The sequence below is a fragment of the Corynebacterium freneyi genome, assembly GCF_030408835.1.
GTDB lineage: Bacteria > Actinomycetota > Actinomycetes > Mycobacteriales > Mycobacteriaceae > Corynebacterium > Corynebacterium freneyi.
In genome coordinates this window covers 396,179-413,259 of record NZ_CP047357.1, presented here as the reverse complement: position 1 = coordinate 413,259, position 17,081 = coordinate 396,179, and the positions used below count along the sequence as shown (strand labels likewise).

Annotated in this window: 9 protein-coding genes; 1 reads left to right on the top strand and 8 read right to left on the bottom strand. The window is 72.8% G+C overall.

Annotated features, from left to right (window positions below; translation table 11 throughout):
• Nucleotides 1-39 precede the first annotated feature (39 nt).
• Entirely contained in the window at nucleotides 40-591 is a 552-nt protein-coding gene (locus CFREN_RS01800; protein ID WP_209654208.1) for an adenylate kinase, read from the bottom strand.
• Nucleotides 591-1,931 carry a preprotein translocase subunit SecY gene (secY, locus tag CFREN_RS01795; protein ID WP_209654210.1) on the bottom strand — a complete coding sequence of 447 codons (1,341 nt, stop codon included), beginning with the start codon at nucleotides 1,929-1,931 and terminating at the stop codon, nucleotides 591-593. The genes CFREN_RS01800 and secY overlap by 1 nt, the downstream gene beginning before the upstream one ends.
• 395 nt (nucleotides 1,932-2,326) lie before the next feature.
• Here secY and CFREN_RS01790 point away from each other — a divergent pair, with 395 nt between their 5' ends.
• The gene (locus CFREN_RS01790) at nucleotides 2,327-3,313 is read left to right on the top strand and encodes an ABC transporter substrate-binding protein (protein ID WP_209654212.1); all 987 of its coding nucleotides are present in this window, start codon (nucleotides 2,327-2,329) and stop codon (nucleotides 3,311-3,313) included.
• Nucleotides 3,314-3,341: 28 nt separating this feature from the next.
• Here CFREN_RS01790 and CFREN_RS01785 read toward each other — a convergent pair whose 3' ends face one another.
• Genes CFREN_RS01785 through CFREN_RS01760 form a run of 6 tightly spaced genes read right to left on the bottom strand, consistent with a single transcriptional unit; the run spans nucleotide 3,342 to nucleotide 16,964 of the window.
• A complete protein-coding gene (locus tag CFREN_RS01785) occupies nucleotides 3,342-4,220 on the bottom strand; it encodes an alpha/beta fold hydrolase (RefSeq protein WP_209654214.1) in 879 nt (292 codons plus the stop codon).
• Nucleotides 4,220-8,761 (bottom strand): non-ribosomal peptide synthetase, encoded by a 4,542-nt coding sequence (locus CFREN_RS01780; protein ID WP_209654216.1) that lies wholly within the window; start codon nucleotides 8,759-8,761, stop codon nucleotides 4,220-4,222. The genes CFREN_RS01785 and CFREN_RS01780 overlap by 1 nt, the downstream gene beginning before the upstream one ends.
• Entirely contained in the window at nucleotides 8,754-8,966 is a 213-nt protein-coding gene (locus CFREN_RS01775) for an MbtH family protein (RefSeq protein WP_070519151.1), read from the bottom strand. The genes CFREN_RS01780 and CFREN_RS01775 overlap by 8 nt, the downstream gene beginning before the upstream one ends.
• A 26-nt stretch (nucleotides 8,967-8,992) precedes the next feature.
• Nucleotides 8,993-10,390: an MFS transporter gene (locus CFREN_RS01770; protein ID WP_070519153.1), complete on the bottom strand. Its 1,398-nt coding sequence runs from the start codon at nucleotides 10,388-10,390 to the stop codon at nucleotides 8,993-8,995.
• The gene (locus tag CFREN_RS01765) at nucleotides 10,387-16,263 is read right to left on the bottom strand and encodes a non-ribosomal peptide synthetase (RefSeq protein ID WP_070519155.1); all 5,877 of its coding nucleotides are present in this window, start codon (nucleotides 16,261-16,263) and stop codon (nucleotides 10,387-10,389) included. Before CFREN_RS01765 ends, CFREN_RS01770 begins: the two co-directional genes overlap by 4 nt.
• Entirely contained in the window at nucleotides 16,260-16,964 is a 705-nt protein-coding gene (locus tag CFREN_RS01760; RefSeq protein WP_070519156.1) for a phosphopantetheine-binding protein, read from the bottom strand. Before CFREN_RS01760 ends, CFREN_RS01765 begins: the two co-directional genes overlap by 4 nt.
• Between the last annotated feature and the right edge of the window lie 117 nt (nucleotides 16,965-17,081).

Below are 17,081 nucleotides of genomic sequence, written 5' to 3'. Positions count from 1 at the left end.
AGCACCGGGACGCCGGGCCCCGGCACCGCCGGAAGGGACCTACTTCAGCTTGTCCAGCTCGGCCATCGTCGCCGCGTTGATCTCCTCCACCGAAGCCTCGGCCTTGATCCTGATGACCATGTCCGAGTAGTGGTCCAGCAGCGGCGCGGTCTCGCGGGCGTAGACCTGCATCCGGTTGCGGATGACCTCCTCGGTGTCGTCGGCGCGACCGCGGGCGAGCATGCGCTCCACCACGACATCCTCCGACACGTCGAACTGCACGACGCCGTCGAGCTTCAGGCCCAGACCCTTCAGGATGCGCTCCAGCTCATCGGCCTGCGGAACCGTGCGGGGGAAACCGTCGAGCAGGAAACCGGCCTTCGCGTCGTCCTCCGCCAGACGGGACTCGACCATGCGGACGGTCACGTCGTCGGGAACCAGGTTGCCGGCGTCCATGTAGGACTTCGCCTCGAGGCCCAGCGGCGTGCCCTCGCCAATGTTCGCGCGGAACAGATCGCCGGTGGAAATGTGGGGGACGCCGAGCTTCTCGGAGAGAATGGCGGCCTGGGTGCCCTTGCCGGCACCGGGGGGACCAAGGAGAACGAGTCGCATTACTTCAGGAACCCTTCATAGTTGCGTTGCATGAGCTGGCTTTCGATCTGCTTCACGGTGGTCAGCGCGACGGACACGAGAATCAGCAGAGCCGTACCACCGAACATACCGCCGGACATGCCGCCCTGGGAGCCGCCGATGCCCAGATCGAGCATGAAGTTCGGCAGCACCGCGATGAGCGCCAGGTACAGGGAGCCGACCGCCAGCAGGCGGGTGATGACGTAGCCGAGGTACTCGGCGGTCGGGCGGCCGGGGCGGAAGCCCGGGATGAAGCCGCCGTACTTCTTCATGTTCTCCGCCTGATCGTTCGGGTCGTACTGCACCGAGGTGTAGAAGTACGAGAAGAACACGATCATGGCGAAGAACAGCACGATGTACTGCCAGCTCGACGGGGACAGCAGGTACTGGATGACGTTGCGCTGCCACCAGTTGTCCTGCGACGGATTGTCCTGCCCGGACTGCACGATCTGCGTGATCAGCACCGGCACGTAAATCAGCGACGAGGCGAAGATGACCGGGATGACGCCGGCCTGGTTGACCTTCAGCGGCAGGTACGTCGACGACCCGCCGTACTGGCGGCGACCGACCATCCGCTTGGCGTACTGCACCGGAATGCGGCGCTGACCCTGCTCGATGAAGATGACGCCGACGACGAGCACCAGCACCGCGGCCATCACCGTGGCGAACACCAGGCCGCCGGCGGACTGCAGGATGTTGGCGCCCTCGGCGGGCATCTGCGCGGCGATGCCGGCGAAGATGAGCAGGGACATGCCGTTGCCGACGCCGCGGTCGGTGATGAGCTCACCGAACCACATCACCAGCACCGCACCCGAGGTGAGCACCAGGACCATGACGACCATGTCAAACAGGCCCGCCCCCTCGACCAGCAGCGACTGGTTGCCGCCGAGCAGAGCGCCGCGGTCGGCCATGGCCACAATGCCGGACGACTGCAGCAGCGCCAGGGCGACCGTCAGATAGCGCGTGTACTGCGTCATCTTGGCCTGGCCGGATTGGCCTTCCTTCTTCAGCTGCTCGAAGTGCGGGATCACCACCGTCAACAGCTGCACGATGATGGACGCGGTGATGTACGGCATGATGCCGATGCCGAAGATGGCCATCTGCAGCAGGGCGCCGCCCGAGAACAAGTTGATGAGCGAGTACACGCTGGACTGGTCCTGCGTGATCTGCTCAAGGCGTGCCGCCACCGTCTGGTAGTCGACGCCCGGGGTGGGGATCTGCGCGCCGATGCGGTACAGAATGATCATGCCCAGTGTGAACAGGATCTTCTTCCGCAGGTCGGGGTCACGCAGGGCCGCCAGGAAACCGGAAGGCACGTGCATCCTCCTGAACCCGCTTTACGACGACCCCCGCCGCGCGCCGGTGGGCGTTTGCGGTGGTCGGGGCGCCGGGGCGGAGCCGCCCCGGGTGGTACCGGGGCGTCCGCGCGCGCGGGTGTGCTGATAGTGGACGTTATTGGACTCTGTGAGTCTAGCAGTACGGGCGGGCCGCGGCCCCCTCATGGTGGGATCTCCGGTAAGGGCGACCTCAGAGCCGCCGGGCGGGGCCGCACCCGGAGACCCGGCGGTGGCGCGGCGGTGACGCGGGGGTGGCGCGGCGGGCCCGCCACCCCCACCTTAGCAATGCCTTTCACATTTAATTAAGGTGACGCTTACCTCACCGGCCGAGTTCCGTTCTTTCAGCCCGCCACCGTTCAACCGACATCAAGGAAAACTTCATGAACCGAAAAGTCGCCCGCCTCGCCATGGCATGCGGCGCCGCCACCGCCCTCTTTTTCGCAGGTTGCTCCGCGGAGACGGAAACCACAGGCGCAACCGATTCGAGCACCACCCGCACGGTGACCCACGAAGTGGGCGAGGCGACCGTCCCGACCGAGCCGGCCATGCTCGTCGCTTTCGACGAAAACGCCGGCATCGCCGCACTCGCCGCGGGCCTGCGGCCCGCCATCGTCTACACCTCGGCATCCGACGTAGGAGCCGACGCGATCCTCAGGGGCGCCGGGGTCGAGCTCCGCGAGGTCGGGACCGTCGAACTGCCGCCGCTGGAGGAAGTCGACGCGCTGGAACCCGACATGCTCCTGGGCACCGGCCCCGAGGGCCCCACCGGCCTGCAGTTCGACAAGCTGTCGGAGATCGCCCCGACCGTCGTGCTCCCCATCACGGGCGACTGGAGGGAACTGACGGAGAGGAACGGGGAGTTGCTCGGCGCCGACGAGGAGCGCGTCGCCAGGCAAATCGCGGCCATCCAGAAGCGCCTCGACGAGGCCGGGAAGAAGTCCGACGGCCGCACCCTGTCGCTGCTCGGCAACACCTTCGGCACCATGAACTTCACCATGCCGCCGGGCGCACCGAGCTCGACGCTCATCGCCGACGCCGGTTTCGACCGCCCGGAGTTCCAAAAGCGCGACGCCGGCACCGCCTGGGTCGACCTGTCCCCCGAACTGATCCCGGAGCAGGACGCCGACCTCATCGTTGCCCCGGAGGGCACGTACTACACCGCCGACGCCCTGTTCGAGTTGCCCACCGCGTCATCCCTCACGGGCACGAGGATCCGGACGCTCGGCGAACTCTGGTTCGTCGCGACGCCGTTCTCGTTCTTCGGCACCGCGGTCGACCTCGCGGCCATCGCCGCCGGCGAGGACCCGACGACCGTCGAAGGCCTGCCCCAGGTGTGGGACACCTTCATGTCGGAAATCGAATCCTGAGTTCCCGGCGCCCGCCCCGGCCCCGGGGTCATCCCCGGGCAGCCGCTTCCCGATGGGCCGGGCCCCGCACCGGGAACGTCCCGGCGAGGGCGTCCGCGATAACCGCCGCCGTGGCCTCCTCTTGTTCGAGATAGCCGAGATGGCCGGCGTCGGGCACTGTGCGGAGCGTCCCCCGCGGAAATGCCGCGGCCAGCCGCGACACCGCGCCCACCGGGGCGATGATGTCGTCGGCGAAGGCCACCACATGCGCGGGGCACCGAACCCGTGCCGCGGCCCGCGCCACGGGTTCCGCGCCGATGGCCGAACCGAAATGGGCGGAGGCACCGCGCGGGGGTTCCGAAATCGTCAGCATGTCGACGAAATCGCGGCCCCGGACCGGATCCCGCAGCGTCGCCGGCGACAGCGCGAGAGCCTGGATCGCGGCCCACACGTCGCGGTCGCGTCCGGCATGCCCTGCCTGCCCCGCATGCCCGGCTTCCCCGGAGTACCGGGCGACGGCCCGAGCGTACAGTTCCCCGGCAGGGCCGGGCTCATCGCCCAACGCCAGCAGCACCAGCGCCGCCACGTCGTCGGGCCTGCGCTCGGCGAGGTGGACGGCGACGCGGGCGCCCATCGACGTACCCACGATCGCGGCCGGCCCGGGCCCGATTTCCCCGAGCACCGCGTCGACGTCGTCCACGCAGTCGGCCCAGGAATATCCGGCGGCCCACGGCGAGCTTCGCCCCGTGCCGCGCCAGTCCACGACCCACGTCGAGTACCCGAGCGCCCGGAGGGCCGGGGCGTGATGGGCCTGCCACACCCGCCCGGGCGCCCCGGCGCCCATCAGCATGACGACGGGCGGGCCCTCCCCGTCGACGGCGACGTGCAGGGCTCCGCCGGGGACGTCGACGTGCATGCCGACGTGCATCAGGCTCCGCCCCCCGAATCCCCGGACAGCAGCGCGACCGCGCGATGGAACGCATTTCGCAGTTCTTCCGCCACGTCATCGGCGATCGTGGGCTGCCATCGCCACACGGTCGACAACGCCGCGCCATCGGCGCGGACGTCGACGCCCACGCTGAGCTCGACGGCGTGCGGGCAGACCATGCCCGGCGCGGTCTCCGTCGGCAGCGCCGCCGCGGTGGCGGGGGCGGTCGACGCCGATACGGTCCCTCCGCCGCCCAGGGCGCTGGAAGTGTGGCCGAGGAACACGACGAGCGAGTCCGCCGGGGCCCAGCCGCCGTCGTCCGCGAGCGCGCCTTTCGTCCAGGCCGCGGGCCCGTAGTCGCCGACGGCGTCCCTGGCGCGCGCCACGGCGCCCAACCAGTTGGCCACCGTGCCCGGCGATTGCAGCTCGGCCGGCGTCGGCGGCTCCTGCCCGCCGATGACGTGCGGGAAGAGGGTGCTCAACCAACCGACCGTGCGGCCGACGTCCGGCACCTGGCCGCGAGACCGCGGCCCGGGGGACGAACGTCCGTCCATCGGGGGTCTTTCGTCGACCGGGGGCCTTTCGTCAATCGGCGATCGCGTCGCGCGCCGGCCGTGCTCCTCGAGGATCACCGACACGGGCGCCGGCTCCGTGTCCCCCATCGTCTCGGCCCACGCGCAGGCGTAGGCGGCGAGGACGACGTTTTCGCCGCATACCCGGGCCTGATCTGCGGTGATGGGGACTATCGTTCCCTTCGTCCTCGTTTCGCCGTAGGTCGCCGGTGCCGCGTCGCGGGGCAGCGTGGTCAGACGCCCCAGGACCGATTCCCAGTACTCGTCGGCCCCGGGCACGGGGAACCGGCGCCACTCCTCCCATTCGAACGGGGTCGCCGGCTCCTCGGGCGGGGTTTCGCCGGGCTGATCCCACACGGTCCGCAGATCCTCGAGGATCACCCGCAAGGAAAAGGAATCGCAGGCGAGATGATGGATGCAGACGACGACGGTCGCGGCATCGGGCTCAGCCGGCACCGCGGCGGACAGGAGCACGCCCTCTCCCGGGTCGAGGTCCGCGAGAGCCTTCCGCGCCGCATCGCCGATGTTCTCCCCGGCGAGCTCCGGATGAACTGACACGGCGACGCGCGGGGAGCAGGGGATCACCTCCCATGTCCCGTCGTCGCGGGGGATCCAGCGCGACGCCAGCGCGGGATGGGCCCGCGCCACCGCGACCAGGGCGCCGCGCACCCGCTCCGGCGTCACCGAATCCGTAATGCGCAGCGGGAGCAGGAGCGCGTAACTCTTCCACTCGCCGCGTCGGCGGATCCACCGCAGCATCGGGCCGTCGACGGCGGTCGCGGGGAGGGGGCCGGCGACGGCCGTCGACACGTCGCCGGGTTCCCCGCGGTCACCGTTCTCCGAGGTGAATCGCCCGGACAAACGTCGGGCGAGGTCCTCGACCGTCGAAGCTTCCCATGCTTCGCGGATGGTGATGGCCGCGCCGCGGCGGCGGAGCTCCGCGATGAGGGAGGCGACCGAGATGCTGTCGATTCCCATCGCACGCAGTTCGTCGTCCAGCCCCACCGATTCGATGCCGCACAGCGAGCGGATCGCGTCGGCGACGATGCGCTGTGCCACGGTCACGGGTTCCCGCCGACCGGGATCGTCGTCGCCGGGTTCCGCGGCCAACTCGCGGATCCGCGTCTTCCCGTTGGCGTCGAGGGGGATGGCGTCGACGACGAGGATCCTGTCCGGCACCAGGTACCGGGGCAGTATTTTCCGCGCCCGGTCGCGGATTTCCCCGGGCTCGGCGTCGCCGACCACGACCGCGACGACGCGCGTGCCGAGTGCGTCGTCCACCGTGGTCACCGCGGCATCCTCGACGCCGCCGCACCTGCGCAGCCCGGCCTCGATTTCCCCGAGTTCGATGCGGTGACCGCGGACCTTGACCTGCCGGTCGGCGCGCCCCAGGTAGGTGAGGCCGCCCTCGCCGTCGGTCAGCCTGACGATGTCGCCCGTGCGGTACATCCGCCGCCCCGGGTGCCCCGGTTCGGCGACGAAATGCGCGGCGGTCAAGGGCGCGTCGCCCATGTACCCGTGGGCGACCTGCGGCCCGCCGACGTAGAGCTCCCCCGGCCAGCCGGCGGGGACGGAGGAGAAATCCGCGCCGAGGACGTAGGCGCGCGTGCCGATCGCGGGTTCGCCGATCATCGGCCGGCTGCCCGGGGTCACGCGCGCCGAGGTCACCTCGACCGTCGTTTCAGTCGGGCCGTAGAAGTTGTGCACGGCGACGGATTCGCACGCGGCCAGGTCGTCCCACACGTCGGGGGAAATGTCCTCGCTGCCGAGCGCGAGGATCTGCAGGCCCCCGCGTTCGAGGAGCCCGGCCCGGCGCAGCGGCTTCAGCATGGAGGGCGACGTGTCGATCATGTCGACCTCCAGGTCCCTCAGGATGGAGACCACGCGGTCCGGGTCGCGGCGCGTCTCCTCGTCGAGAAGCACGAGCTCGTGCCCGGAGAGAAGCGCCAGCTGCGGTTGCCATGCGGCGTCGAAGGCGAAAGACCAGACGTGCGCCACGCGGAGCCGGCCGTGCCGGGGCTCCACGGACCCGTAGATCCGCAGGGCATGGTTCCGGTGCAGTGCGAGGATGCCGCCGTGCGTGGCGACGACCCCCTTCGGCACCCCGGTCGAACCGGACGTGAACACCACGTAGGCCGGGTCGTCGTGGGCGGCCCGGTTCCTCGGCTCGCCCACCGTCTCGTCCGGTTCGACGTCGGATACGGCCACGGGGACAATCCGCCGTACCCCGGCTTCGGCTCCATCGCGGGCTCCGTCGTCCCGGCCCTCGGCGCCATCCCCGATCACGGCCCGCACCCCGCCGCGCTGGAGGATGAGTCGGCTCCGCTCGCTCGGCGCCGCCGGGTCGACGGGGACCGCGACGGCGCCCGCCCGCAGCACGGCCAACAGGCTCCCGATGTATTCGGCGCGGCGGGGCAGGCGGATCGCCACCCGGTCCCCCGGCCCGATGCCCTTCTCCCGCAGGAGGGTGGCCATCCCCTGCGCCCACCGCACCAGTTCCGAGTACGTCCACCAGCGGCCATCGGCCCACAACGCCAGGGCATCGGGGGTTTCCGCCGCCCGGGCCCACACGGCCGCGTCGATTCCCCCGGCCCTCCCGGGTTCCGGGTCGCCGGCGTCGTGCGCGTCCTGCGCGCCGCCCGCGACGACGACCTCGCGGACGGCTCCCCGGCCGCGGTAGTCGCCCGCGGGGTCGGCGCAGATCGACGCGATCGCCTCCCGGACCTGCTCGATCACGTCGTCGGGGTCGAACGCCCCGGGCAGTCGCCCGCGATCGTCGTCGAGGGCGACGTACCACCGGCCGCCGACGGAGCCGGGTGCGCATACCAGCGGGTAATGCGAGTAGGTGTCGCGATCCACCGCGGACCACGAGGTGCCGTCGGGAAGCTCCACGGCCTGCCCGTCGAGCCGGGGGACGTTGTGCATGATGACCGCCACATCGAACAGGTCCGCGATCCCGGCCGCCTCCTCGATGAGGTGCGGGGGCAGGGCGCCGTGCTCCGCGACGGCGGCGAGGTCGGCGTGCACCCGGCGGCACGCGTCGCCGATGGCTTCCCCCGGGATCAGCCGGATCCGCAGGGGCACCGTCGTCGTGAGCGCACCGACGAGCCGGTCGATCCCCGCGACCGACGCGGGCCGCCCCGCGATGGAGACCCCGAGGACAAAATCGGACTCCCCGATCATCCGGGAGACGACGAGGCCCCAGGCGGTGATGGCGAGCGCGGCCGGGGTGATGCCCAGCCGCCGGGCCGCAGCCTCCAGGTCGGAGCCTTCGGCGTCGGTCAGGTCGCGCACGGTCGTCCGCGGCGCCGGGGAGGCGGCGTCGGCGGCGTCGGCGTCGGTTTCCGCCACAACCTCGGCCGAGCCCCGGGCGACCGCCGTGGGGCCGGGGAGGCCCGCCAAATAATCGCGCCACCATGCCGCGTCTTCTTCCCCGGATTGGGTGGCCAACCAGGCCGCGTAATCCCGCAGGGCGGGGGCCGGCGGCAATGCCGGGGCGCCGAAGCCGTAGGCGGTGGCGATCTCCTCCGCGACGATGCCCAACGACCAGGCGTCGATGACTGCATGGTGGAACCCGAGGACGAGGCGGTGCCGGTCGGGGCCGACCGTGATGAGGGCGAACCGGTGGGTCCGCCCGCCCGCCAGATCCCAGTCGCCGCGGCAGCACTCGTCGGTGACCGCCGCGAGGTCCTCCGGAGTGGCCTCCCGTTCCGCCCACGTCAGGGTGGGCTTCGGCGGGACGGCCATGACCGCGCCCGCCCCCTCCGGGCGCCGGAACCGGGCGCAGAGCTGGGGGTGCCTGCCGACGACCGTCGCGCACGCCTCCTTCAGGGCGCCGCGATCGAGCGGCCCGGCGACGTCCATCGCGGCGGCGACGGTGTACCCCTCTTCCCCGCCGAAGATGTCGTGCCAGGCGACGAGCCCCACTTGGAGCGGGCTCAGCCGGAGGATTTCGGGGGCGTCAGTCATCGTCCCCGCCTTCGGGGCGCCGGCCGGAGCCCGGCGGGTCGGTCCACGCGCGCTCGACGAAAGTCAGCGCCTCAGCTCGGCTCAGCTCACCGCTGCGCGCCCGCCACCCGTCGGGAACCTCGGCGAACGTCGGCCAGAGCGAGTATTCGCCCCGGTCGTTGACGACCACGATGAAGCGGCCCTCGGGATCATCGAAAGGATTCATTCCGTCACTTCTTTCTCGTCGGTCACTTACTCGTTCGTCGCTTGCCGGTCGGGCACGTGTGGGTCGCGTGCTCGCCGGTTCGGTGGCTCACCGTCCGCGCTCGTCTCGTCGCCGCTGGACTCGTCGCCGCTGGTCTCGTCCGCGCTTGTTTCGTCCGCGTCCGTTTCGCCGGCGACCGGTTCGGGGACGCCGGCGAACGCCCGCAGGAGCACGAAGAGACCGGCGAGGGACAGCGCGGCGCCGGCGATGGGCAGGGCGCCGAGCGGCGCGGCGGCCACGAGGACGCCGCCGAGGCCCGCGCCGGCGGCCACGCCGACCGCCCCCAGCGAGCTGTTCATCGCCAGCGCCTGCGTGGTGTAGGGGCCGGCGAGCTGGTGGAGGCGCACCTGGATCGCGGACGACGACCAGTAGGTGAACACTCCCCAGGCGACGACGAGCGGAAGGAACCACCCGAGCCCCACCGGCCGGGCCCACCATGCGACGAAGAACGCCGCCATCACGGCGATGTAGATGCTCAGCCCCGTGACGATGGTCCGATCGGGGCCTTTCGCGTCCGTGGACCACCCGCCGGCGACGGTGCCCAGCGTGGCGGCCACGCCGAACACCAGGAACGCCAGGGGCCGCATGTCGTCGCGGCCGAGCGTTTCCGACAGGAACGGGGCGACGTAGGTCACGAGGGTCAGCGCGCCCATGATGGACAGGGCACCGCCGACGAGTGCGAGCGAGATGCGCCATTGCGCGAGGACCGCCAGCTGCTTCCGGATCGGGGTCGGCGGCTGGACGGGCGCCCCGGGGAAGGTGACGGCGACGACGGCGGCGCTCACCGCCCCGAGCCCGGCCATCGCCGCGAACGTCGCCTGCCAGCTCAGGGCCGACGCGATCCACACGCCGAGCGGCACGCCGAAGGCCACGGCGCCCGACACCGCCATCGACAGCACCGCCAGGTAGCGGCCCCGCGCCGAGTCCGGGGACAGGTCCGCGGCGGCGGCGAAAATGGCCGGGAGGACGGCCGCGGCGGCGGCCGCGGAAATGACGCGGAGCACCATCGCCACCGCGAACGCCGTGGTCACAGTCATGCCGAGGTTCGCCAGGACGAACACCGCCAATGCCGCCGGGAACAGGATCCGGCGGGACATCCGGGCCAGCAGGACGGCGGCGATGGGCGTGCCGACGGCCATGGTCAACGAAAAGGCGGTGACGAGCTGGCCGGCGGCGGCTTCCGGGACGGACAGCCCGTCGGCGACCTCGGGCAGGATGCCGGCGATGATGTAGTCGTCGGTGAAGAACGTGAGCAACGCGAGGCTGAGCCCCAGCAGCCACCAGGGGGCGGGACGTTCGTCGGCGGTCGTCCCGGTGCGGGCGGGGTCGGCGGGGTCGGCGATTGCCCGGTTGCTCATGCGGTCGGTGGTTTTTCCGTGGGTCATGCGAATTGTGCTTCCTTCGTGGTGTCCGTGTCGGTTTCCGTGTCGGGGTCCATCCCGGTGTTCGGGGCGGTGCCCGGGTTCGGGTCGGGGCCGGTGGCGTCCGCGCCGGCCCCCATGTAGTCGGAGGCCAGCGACTCGAACTCGGGGCCATCGGGGGTCGCGCGCAGCGCCGCCGCGCAGTCCGCGGCGGTGGCTCCGTGCAGCAGGGTCCGGATCGTCACCGGGATTCCGGGGTCGAAGATCTCCCGCATGGCGGTGACCGCGCGCAGCGCGCCCAACGAATCACCGCCGGCCCGCAGGAAGGGGACCTGGGGATCCATGGCGTCCACCCGGGATGATTCCGCCCAGATGTCGGCGATGAGCAGCGCGAGGGGGTCGGCGCCGGGGCCCGCATGCGCCGATCCGGGGCCCGCGGGGGCGGATGATGCCGTGGCGTGCGCCGCGACGGCGCGTTCGACGAGCAGGCGGTGCACCATGCGGCGATCGGTCTTCCCGCTGGGGGTCACGGGCACGGCGTCCACCCGGAGCAGGTGCCCGGGCACCGAATACGGCGGCAATACCTCCCGCAGCGCATCCAGCACGTCGTGTTCGCGGGCGGACCCCGCGTAGGCGGCGCCCAGTCCGCGGACGCCGGACCCGCCGGGAAGCGGCACGACCGCGGCGGCGGACACCCCGGGGATTTCGCGCATGCGGGCCTCGGTTTCGGCGGGTTCGACGCGGTGGCCGCGGATTTCCACTTGCCGGTCTGCGCGTCCGCGGAATTCGACGAGCCCCGGCGGTCGCCAGGCCCCACGGTCGCCAGTGGCGTAGGTGCGCGACGCCCACTCCCACGCGCGTTCCATGGAGTCCACGGAGTTCGCGGAGTTCGCGGAGTCCGCGGAAAACCCGGAACCCCCGGGTTGCCCGAGGTACCCGAGCATCACGCCGGGGCCGGTGACGGTGAGTTCGCCCTCGACTCCGGCGGGGCGGTCGTGCCCCCGTTCGTCGACGATGCGGTAGTGCGCCCCGGGCAGGGGGCGACCGTAGGGCACGCTCGTCCATCCGGGCGGGGTGATGTCCCCGGTGATGCGGTGGGCGATGTTCCACCCGGTGGTCTCCGTCGGCCCGCCGATGCTCCAGATTCGGGCGTCGGGCGCGTGGTCGCGGACCCGGCGGACGAGCTCCGGCGCCACCCAATCGCCGCCGGTGAGCACGATCCTCAAGTCGGCGAGCGCGGCCCCGGTGGCCCGCGCCCCTTCGGTCAGCAGGTCGACGGCCGCCGGCACCGCGCAGACGACGGTCGCGCCGTGCCGCTCGGCCAGGGTCGCCCATTCGGCCCCGTCCGGATCGGCCGGGGCGATGACGGCGCCGCCGACTGCGCCCATCACGTACACGTCCAGGATGGACATGTCGTGGTGGGGCTGCGCGAGCAGCAGCGAACGGTCGCCGGCGCGGAGGCCGCACATCGCGACGGTGGCGGCCACGCAGGCCTCGAGGCCTTCCCGCGGCACCCGGACGCCTTTGGGGCGCCCCGTCGATCCGCCGGTGAAGAGGATCGCGGCGCATTCGCCCGCCGACCGCGTCGCCGGGGTCGCCGCGGCGGGGGCGCCGCCGGCGCGGGCGATTTCCCGCGGCGTGACGACGACCGGTGCGGCGTCGGCGCAATCGCCCCGGTCGGTGATGAGCAGCGTCGCCCCGGCCAGGTCGACGAGTTCCCGGATTCGCGCCGGCGGCGACGACGGATCCAGCGGGACGACGCACCAACCGCCGTGGCTCACCGTCAGCGAGGCGATCACCGCCTCGCACCGATCGGCCACCGCGACGGCGACAGGGGCCCCGTCCGCGACGCCCCTCCCGGCCAGCCCCCGGATCCCCGCGGACACCCGGCCCGCCAGTTGCCGGTAGGTGACGGCGCCGTCGCCGGCGATGCACCACGGGTCGTCCCCGTCGGCACGCCGGTCGATCCAGGCGGTGAGGGGTTCGGCGCACCGCTCCGGCGGGCCCGCGTCCCCGCGGTCGCGGAGCGCACGGGCCCGCGCCGCGGGGGCGGGCGGGGACAGCCACGCCGCGGCGTCGGCAAGCCGATGGACCTGATCCAGCAGGTTCCCCCAGATTCCGTCGACGACGTCGTCCGGGATGGCCGCGTCGAGGACGTCGAAGCGGAGGGCGACCGACTCCCCGTGGTCGGCGACCTGGAGATCGAGAGCGACCTGCGGGGTCTGGCTGATCGCCCATTCCTGGGACATGGCGCCGCCGGCGAGCGACGACAGATCGCCGCCGATGCCGAGCTCGCTGGTGAACACCACCGGGGCGACGGGTTCATCCGACGTGCCCCGCTGGCGGAACAACTCGCGGACGACCTCCATGCCCGAGACGGAGGTGTGCGACAGATCGCGGTGCAGCCTCCGCTGGAGGCGCCGCGCGATGGCGTGGAAGGAGGCGTCGTCCCGGAGGTCCGCGTCGAGCAGCGTGAACGAGGCGAATTCGCCGACGATCGCGTCGAGATCGGGGGCCTCGCCGGCCCGCCCGAAACGGGGGACGTTCAGCGTGAACCGGCGGTGGGCGGACCAGTTCGCCAACGCGCAGGAGTAGGCGGCCAGCAGCACCGTCGACGGCGTCAGCCCCCGCTCCCGCGCATGCCGCGCCACCCGTGCCCACATGTCGGCGGGGAGGTCGTGCCGCCGGTGCCGGAACATCCCCGCGTCGCCGGCGCCCGATTCCCGGGGCAACTGGGGTGGCGGGGGAAGATCGGCCACGGCCGTCGACCAGTAGGCGCGGTCGGCGGCGCGGGCCTCCTCCCCCGCCCCGTCGAGCCACCGCCGATGGGACTCCACGTAGTCGCGGAACGTGGTCCGCGGCGGTGGCCCCGCGATGCGGCCGGTCGCGTAGGCCTCGTCCCATTCCCCGAGGAGGAGGTGGATGCTGCGGGCGTCGGCGATGAGCGCGTCGACGTCCACGCACGTCCGCACCTCGGAATCGTCCCGGACCACGACGACCTCCAGCAGCGGGGGCCGGAGCGGATCGCGGACCGACACGGCCATCCGCCGGCGGATCCGCGCGGCCTCGGCCGCCGCGTCGCCGGCGTCGACGATCGGCACCTCGAGGTGCGGCGCCCCGGGCGTCAGCCTCTGCATGCCCGTCCCGGGGTCGATGGCCGCGGCGCACATCGGGTGCCGCGCCAGCACCTGATGCAGCGCCCGGATCAGGCGCGGGACGTCCACGTCGGACCGTCGGCCGGTGTACTCCAGGTACAGGTGGCACGACACTTCGCCGCCACCGAGATCTCCGTCCCGGCCGATGAGGTAGGCCTGCTGCTGATCCAGCAGCGCGAACGGGGCGTGGGGATCCCCCTGGGCAGGGAGAATCGGGAACGATTCGGCGGTGTCTCCGCACCCGCCGCACCCGCTGGCTCCGCCGCGCTCGCCGTCCAGCAGTCGCGCCAACTCGTCGGCGGTGCCGCCCAACACGTCGGCGACGCCCACCTCCCAGCCCGTGATGAGCCGGAGGCGACGCGCCAGCCGCATCGCGGTCAGGGAATCCCCGCCCAACGACACGAAATCCCGGGGATCCCGCGGATCGCAGTCCAGAGCCTCGGCCCAGGCGGCGCGCACCGGCGACTCGTCGACCGCGCCCGGCGCACCCGCGCCGGGCCGCCGGCCGGGGATCCGGTGCCCGACGTCCGCGGTGCGGCTGAGTTTTCCGCTGTCCGTGCGCGGCAGGGAGCCGGCGACGACGATCTCGCGCGGTACGGCGTACCCGGGCAGCCGGTCGACGAGGTGGGCGCGGATCGATTCCTCCGTCACCGTCGGCGCCGCCTCCACCCGGGCGCGCAGCCACGCGTCCTCGCCCGGGGCCCCGCCGCACGCGACCGTCACCACCTGGCGCACGCCCGGGATACCGTCGATGGCGGCGCTGACCTCGCCCGGTTCGACGCGGTGGCCCCGGATCTTCACCTGGTCGTCGGCCCGGCCGACGAACGTGATCGCCCCGTCCGCGTCCGCCCGCACCAGGTCGCCCGTGCGGTACAGGCGTCCGCCGGGGACCGCCGGATCGGGGATGAACGCCAGCGCCGTGCGGACGGCGTCGCCCCAATACCCGAGTGCGTGGTGGGGCGACCGGACGTGCAGCTCCCCCATCTCACCCGGCGCGACCGGGCGCAGCCGCTCGTCGAGCACGGTCACCCAGCCCTCGCCGAGGGCGCGGCCGAGCCCGACCGGCCCGGGTTCGATCCGGGCGGCGTCCAGCACGTTCTCCGTGACCACGTGCGTTTCGGTGGGCCCGTACTGGTTGTGCACCACGATTCCCGGGAGCGCGCGGAGCATCGCGGTCAGATCGTCGTTGGCGAGCAGCGGCTCGCCCGCGTGGATGAGCCTCCGGAGGGTGAACGGGGAACTCCCCTCCGCGGTCGCGGCGGCGGCGAGTTCCCGCAGCATCACCGCCGGGCTGTAGAGCGTGTCCACCCGGTTGGCGATGATCCACGCGCACAGCGCCGCGGCATCCCGGCGCACGGGTTCCGGGACAACCCGGATTTCGCCGCCTTCCGCGAGGGTGCACATGATCTCCTGGTAGGACACGTCGAACCCCGTCGACGCGAACTGCGCGACCCGCGGGCGCGGCAGCCTGCGGGGGCGTTCGCGGTGCCGGGCGACCAGGGCGTCGATGCAGCGGTACGACATCGCCACGCCCTTCGGCGCGCCGGTCGACCCGGACGTGAACAGGAGGTACGGGCATTCGTCCGGTCTCCACCGGTGCCAGCCGCCGTCGCCGGGCCGGGTTGGCGCGGCTGTTTCGGCCCGCCCGTCCCGCGCATCCCACTCCTCCGGATCGAGGGGGATGACGGGGGTGTCCCGCGGCCCGCCCCCGGCGGGCGCCCCGGCGTCCACCGGTTCCGCATCCCCGATCGGTTCGCCGACGATGACCCGTGCGCCGCTCAGCCGCCGGATGAGGTTCGCGCGCCGCGGCGGCAACGCGGCGTCGACCGGCACGTAGACCGCGCCGGCGCGCAGCAGCGCGATGCACGCGATGACGGCGCCGGCCCCGCGCCGCACGTGGACCAGGACCGGGTCGCCCGGCCGGACCCCCTCGGCGCGCAACCGCGCGGCCAGGGAGGCGGTGGCCCGGTCCACCTCCGCCGGGGTCAGGCGGGCGTCGTCGTCGGCGAGCAGGATGCGGCCCTCCTCCGATTGGAGGGCCTCCCGGACCTGCTCCGCCATCCCCCGGGCCGACGGACGGCATTCGTTCCCTGTCATCAGCGGCTCCACCCACTGCAGCGCTTGTTCGGCGGTGAAATACCGGGTGGCGTAGTCGATGACCCACTGGTGGTGGGTGTCCCTCCGGATGGCCATCGGCACCCCCGCCGCGGGGCCGAACGTCGCGTGCAGCACCGTCCCGGGGACGCCGTCGAGTCCCCACTGGGAGTCGACGACCGTCGCCCATGACGGTTCCGCGCCGTCCGTTGCCTCGACGGAGTCCACCGCGGGACTCTGCGCGGGGGCGTCGCCGCGCGCCGCGCGCGCGAGGCGTTTCCGCAGGGCGTCCGCCCGGGTGCCGTCGGAAACCGGCAATCGGGCGACGTCCCGGGGACCGGTGCCGGGGTCGCGCCGGACCAACCTCCCGTCCGGGTGGGGCGGCATCCCCGGCAGAAGCCGGCTCGTCTCGGCCCACACCGCGGCGGGGGTGGCGCCGACGACCAGGAGCACGTCCGCGGCACCCGGCTGCGGTCGTCCCGCGTCGACCGACGCCCACCCCGACACCGCGTCCGCGGAACCGGTCAGCCACGCGGTGCTCAGCCGCCGGAGATCCGGCAGCCACCCCGAGGGGTCGATATCCCGTTGCCCGGGCCCCGGGGTCACGCATACGACGAGCGCCGCCGGCTCGCCTCCGCCCCGGCTCATCGGGGGCTTTCCGACGGATCCCCGGCGTCCCGGTCGTCCGCCAACAGCGCGGCCAGCTGGTCCTCGTCCAGACCGGATACCGCGGTGTCCGATGCCGGCGTCGCCGCACGTTCCGGTTCCCCCGCGCAGGCGGCGATTCCGGCGACCGTGGGATCCTCCAGGATCCGGCGCGGGGTCACCGCGATCCCGTCTCGGCCCAGTGCAGCGGCCATGGAGATGGCCCGCACGCTGTCGAGCCCCAACGCGAAAAGGTTGTCGTTCCGCCCGATGAATCGCACGCCGGTGGCGGCCCCCGCGGCCTCGGCGACCCGGGTTTCCGCGTCGCCGGCCGGCGGATCGATGGTCCCGGTAGGCGTGCCGGCGGGTTCCGGCAAATCCCCGGCCACCACGGCGCCGGCCCCGTCCCGGGGGATCGCCGCCACGGGGACGATCACCGCGGGAATGTGGCGCGGCTCCAGTTCGCCCGGGCCCGCGATCCGGTCGTGCGCCGCTCGCGCGGCATCGCCGTCGTCCGTGGCGGCCCAGGCGACGACGACGTCGCCCCCGTGCGTCGGCACGTACGCGGCGTACGCGTCGCGCACCCCGGCGCAGCGGCGCAAGCTCTCTTCCACGACGGCCGGCGGCCGCCGCTCGTCCGCGGCGCGTCCGCCCGCGGTCGCGTTTCCGTCGTCGCCGGTCATCGTCGTCCCGTCGGTGGTCAACTTCTTCTCCTGTTTCGGTTGGTCGCGTTTCGGTGGGTCGTATGGTGAGGTCGTGTATCGGGGCCGTGTTTCGGTGGGCCGCGTGTCGGCGGCGATCGCACGCGGGCCGGGCCGCCG

Coding starts and splice junctions, on each gene's coding strand:
- CFREN_RS01800 (WP_209654208.1), bottom strand. CDS start 591: ATGCGACTCGTTCTCCTTGGTCCCCCCGGTGCCGGCAAGGGCACCCAG.
- CFREN_RS01785 (WP_209654214.1), bottom strand. CDS start 4,220: ATGCACGTCGGCATGCACGTCGACGTCCCCGGCGGAGCCCTGCACGTC.
- CFREN_RS01780 (WP_209654216.1), bottom strand. CDS start 8,761: ATGACTGACGCCCCCGAAATCCTCCGGCTGAGCCCGCTCCAAGTGGGG.
- CFREN_RS01765 (WP_070519155.1), bottom strand. CDS start 16,263: ATGAGCCGGGGCGGAGGCGAGCCGGCGGCGCTCGTCGTATGCGTGACC.
- CFREN_RS01790 (WP_209654212.1), top strand. CDS start 2,327: ATGAACCGAAAAGTCGCCCGCCTCGCCATGGCATGCGGCGCCGCCACC.
- CFREN_RS01775 (WP_070519151.1), bottom strand. CDS start 8,966: ATGAATCCTTTCGATGATCCCGAGGGCCGCTTCATCGTGGTCGTCAAC.
- secY (WP_209654210.1), bottom strand. CDS start 1,931: ATGCACGTGCCTTCCGGTTTCCTGGCGGCCCTGCGTGACCCCGACCTG.
- CFREN_RS01770 (WP_070519153.1), bottom strand. CDS start 10,390: ATGACCCACGGAAAAACCACCGACCGCATGAGCAACCGGGCAATCGCC.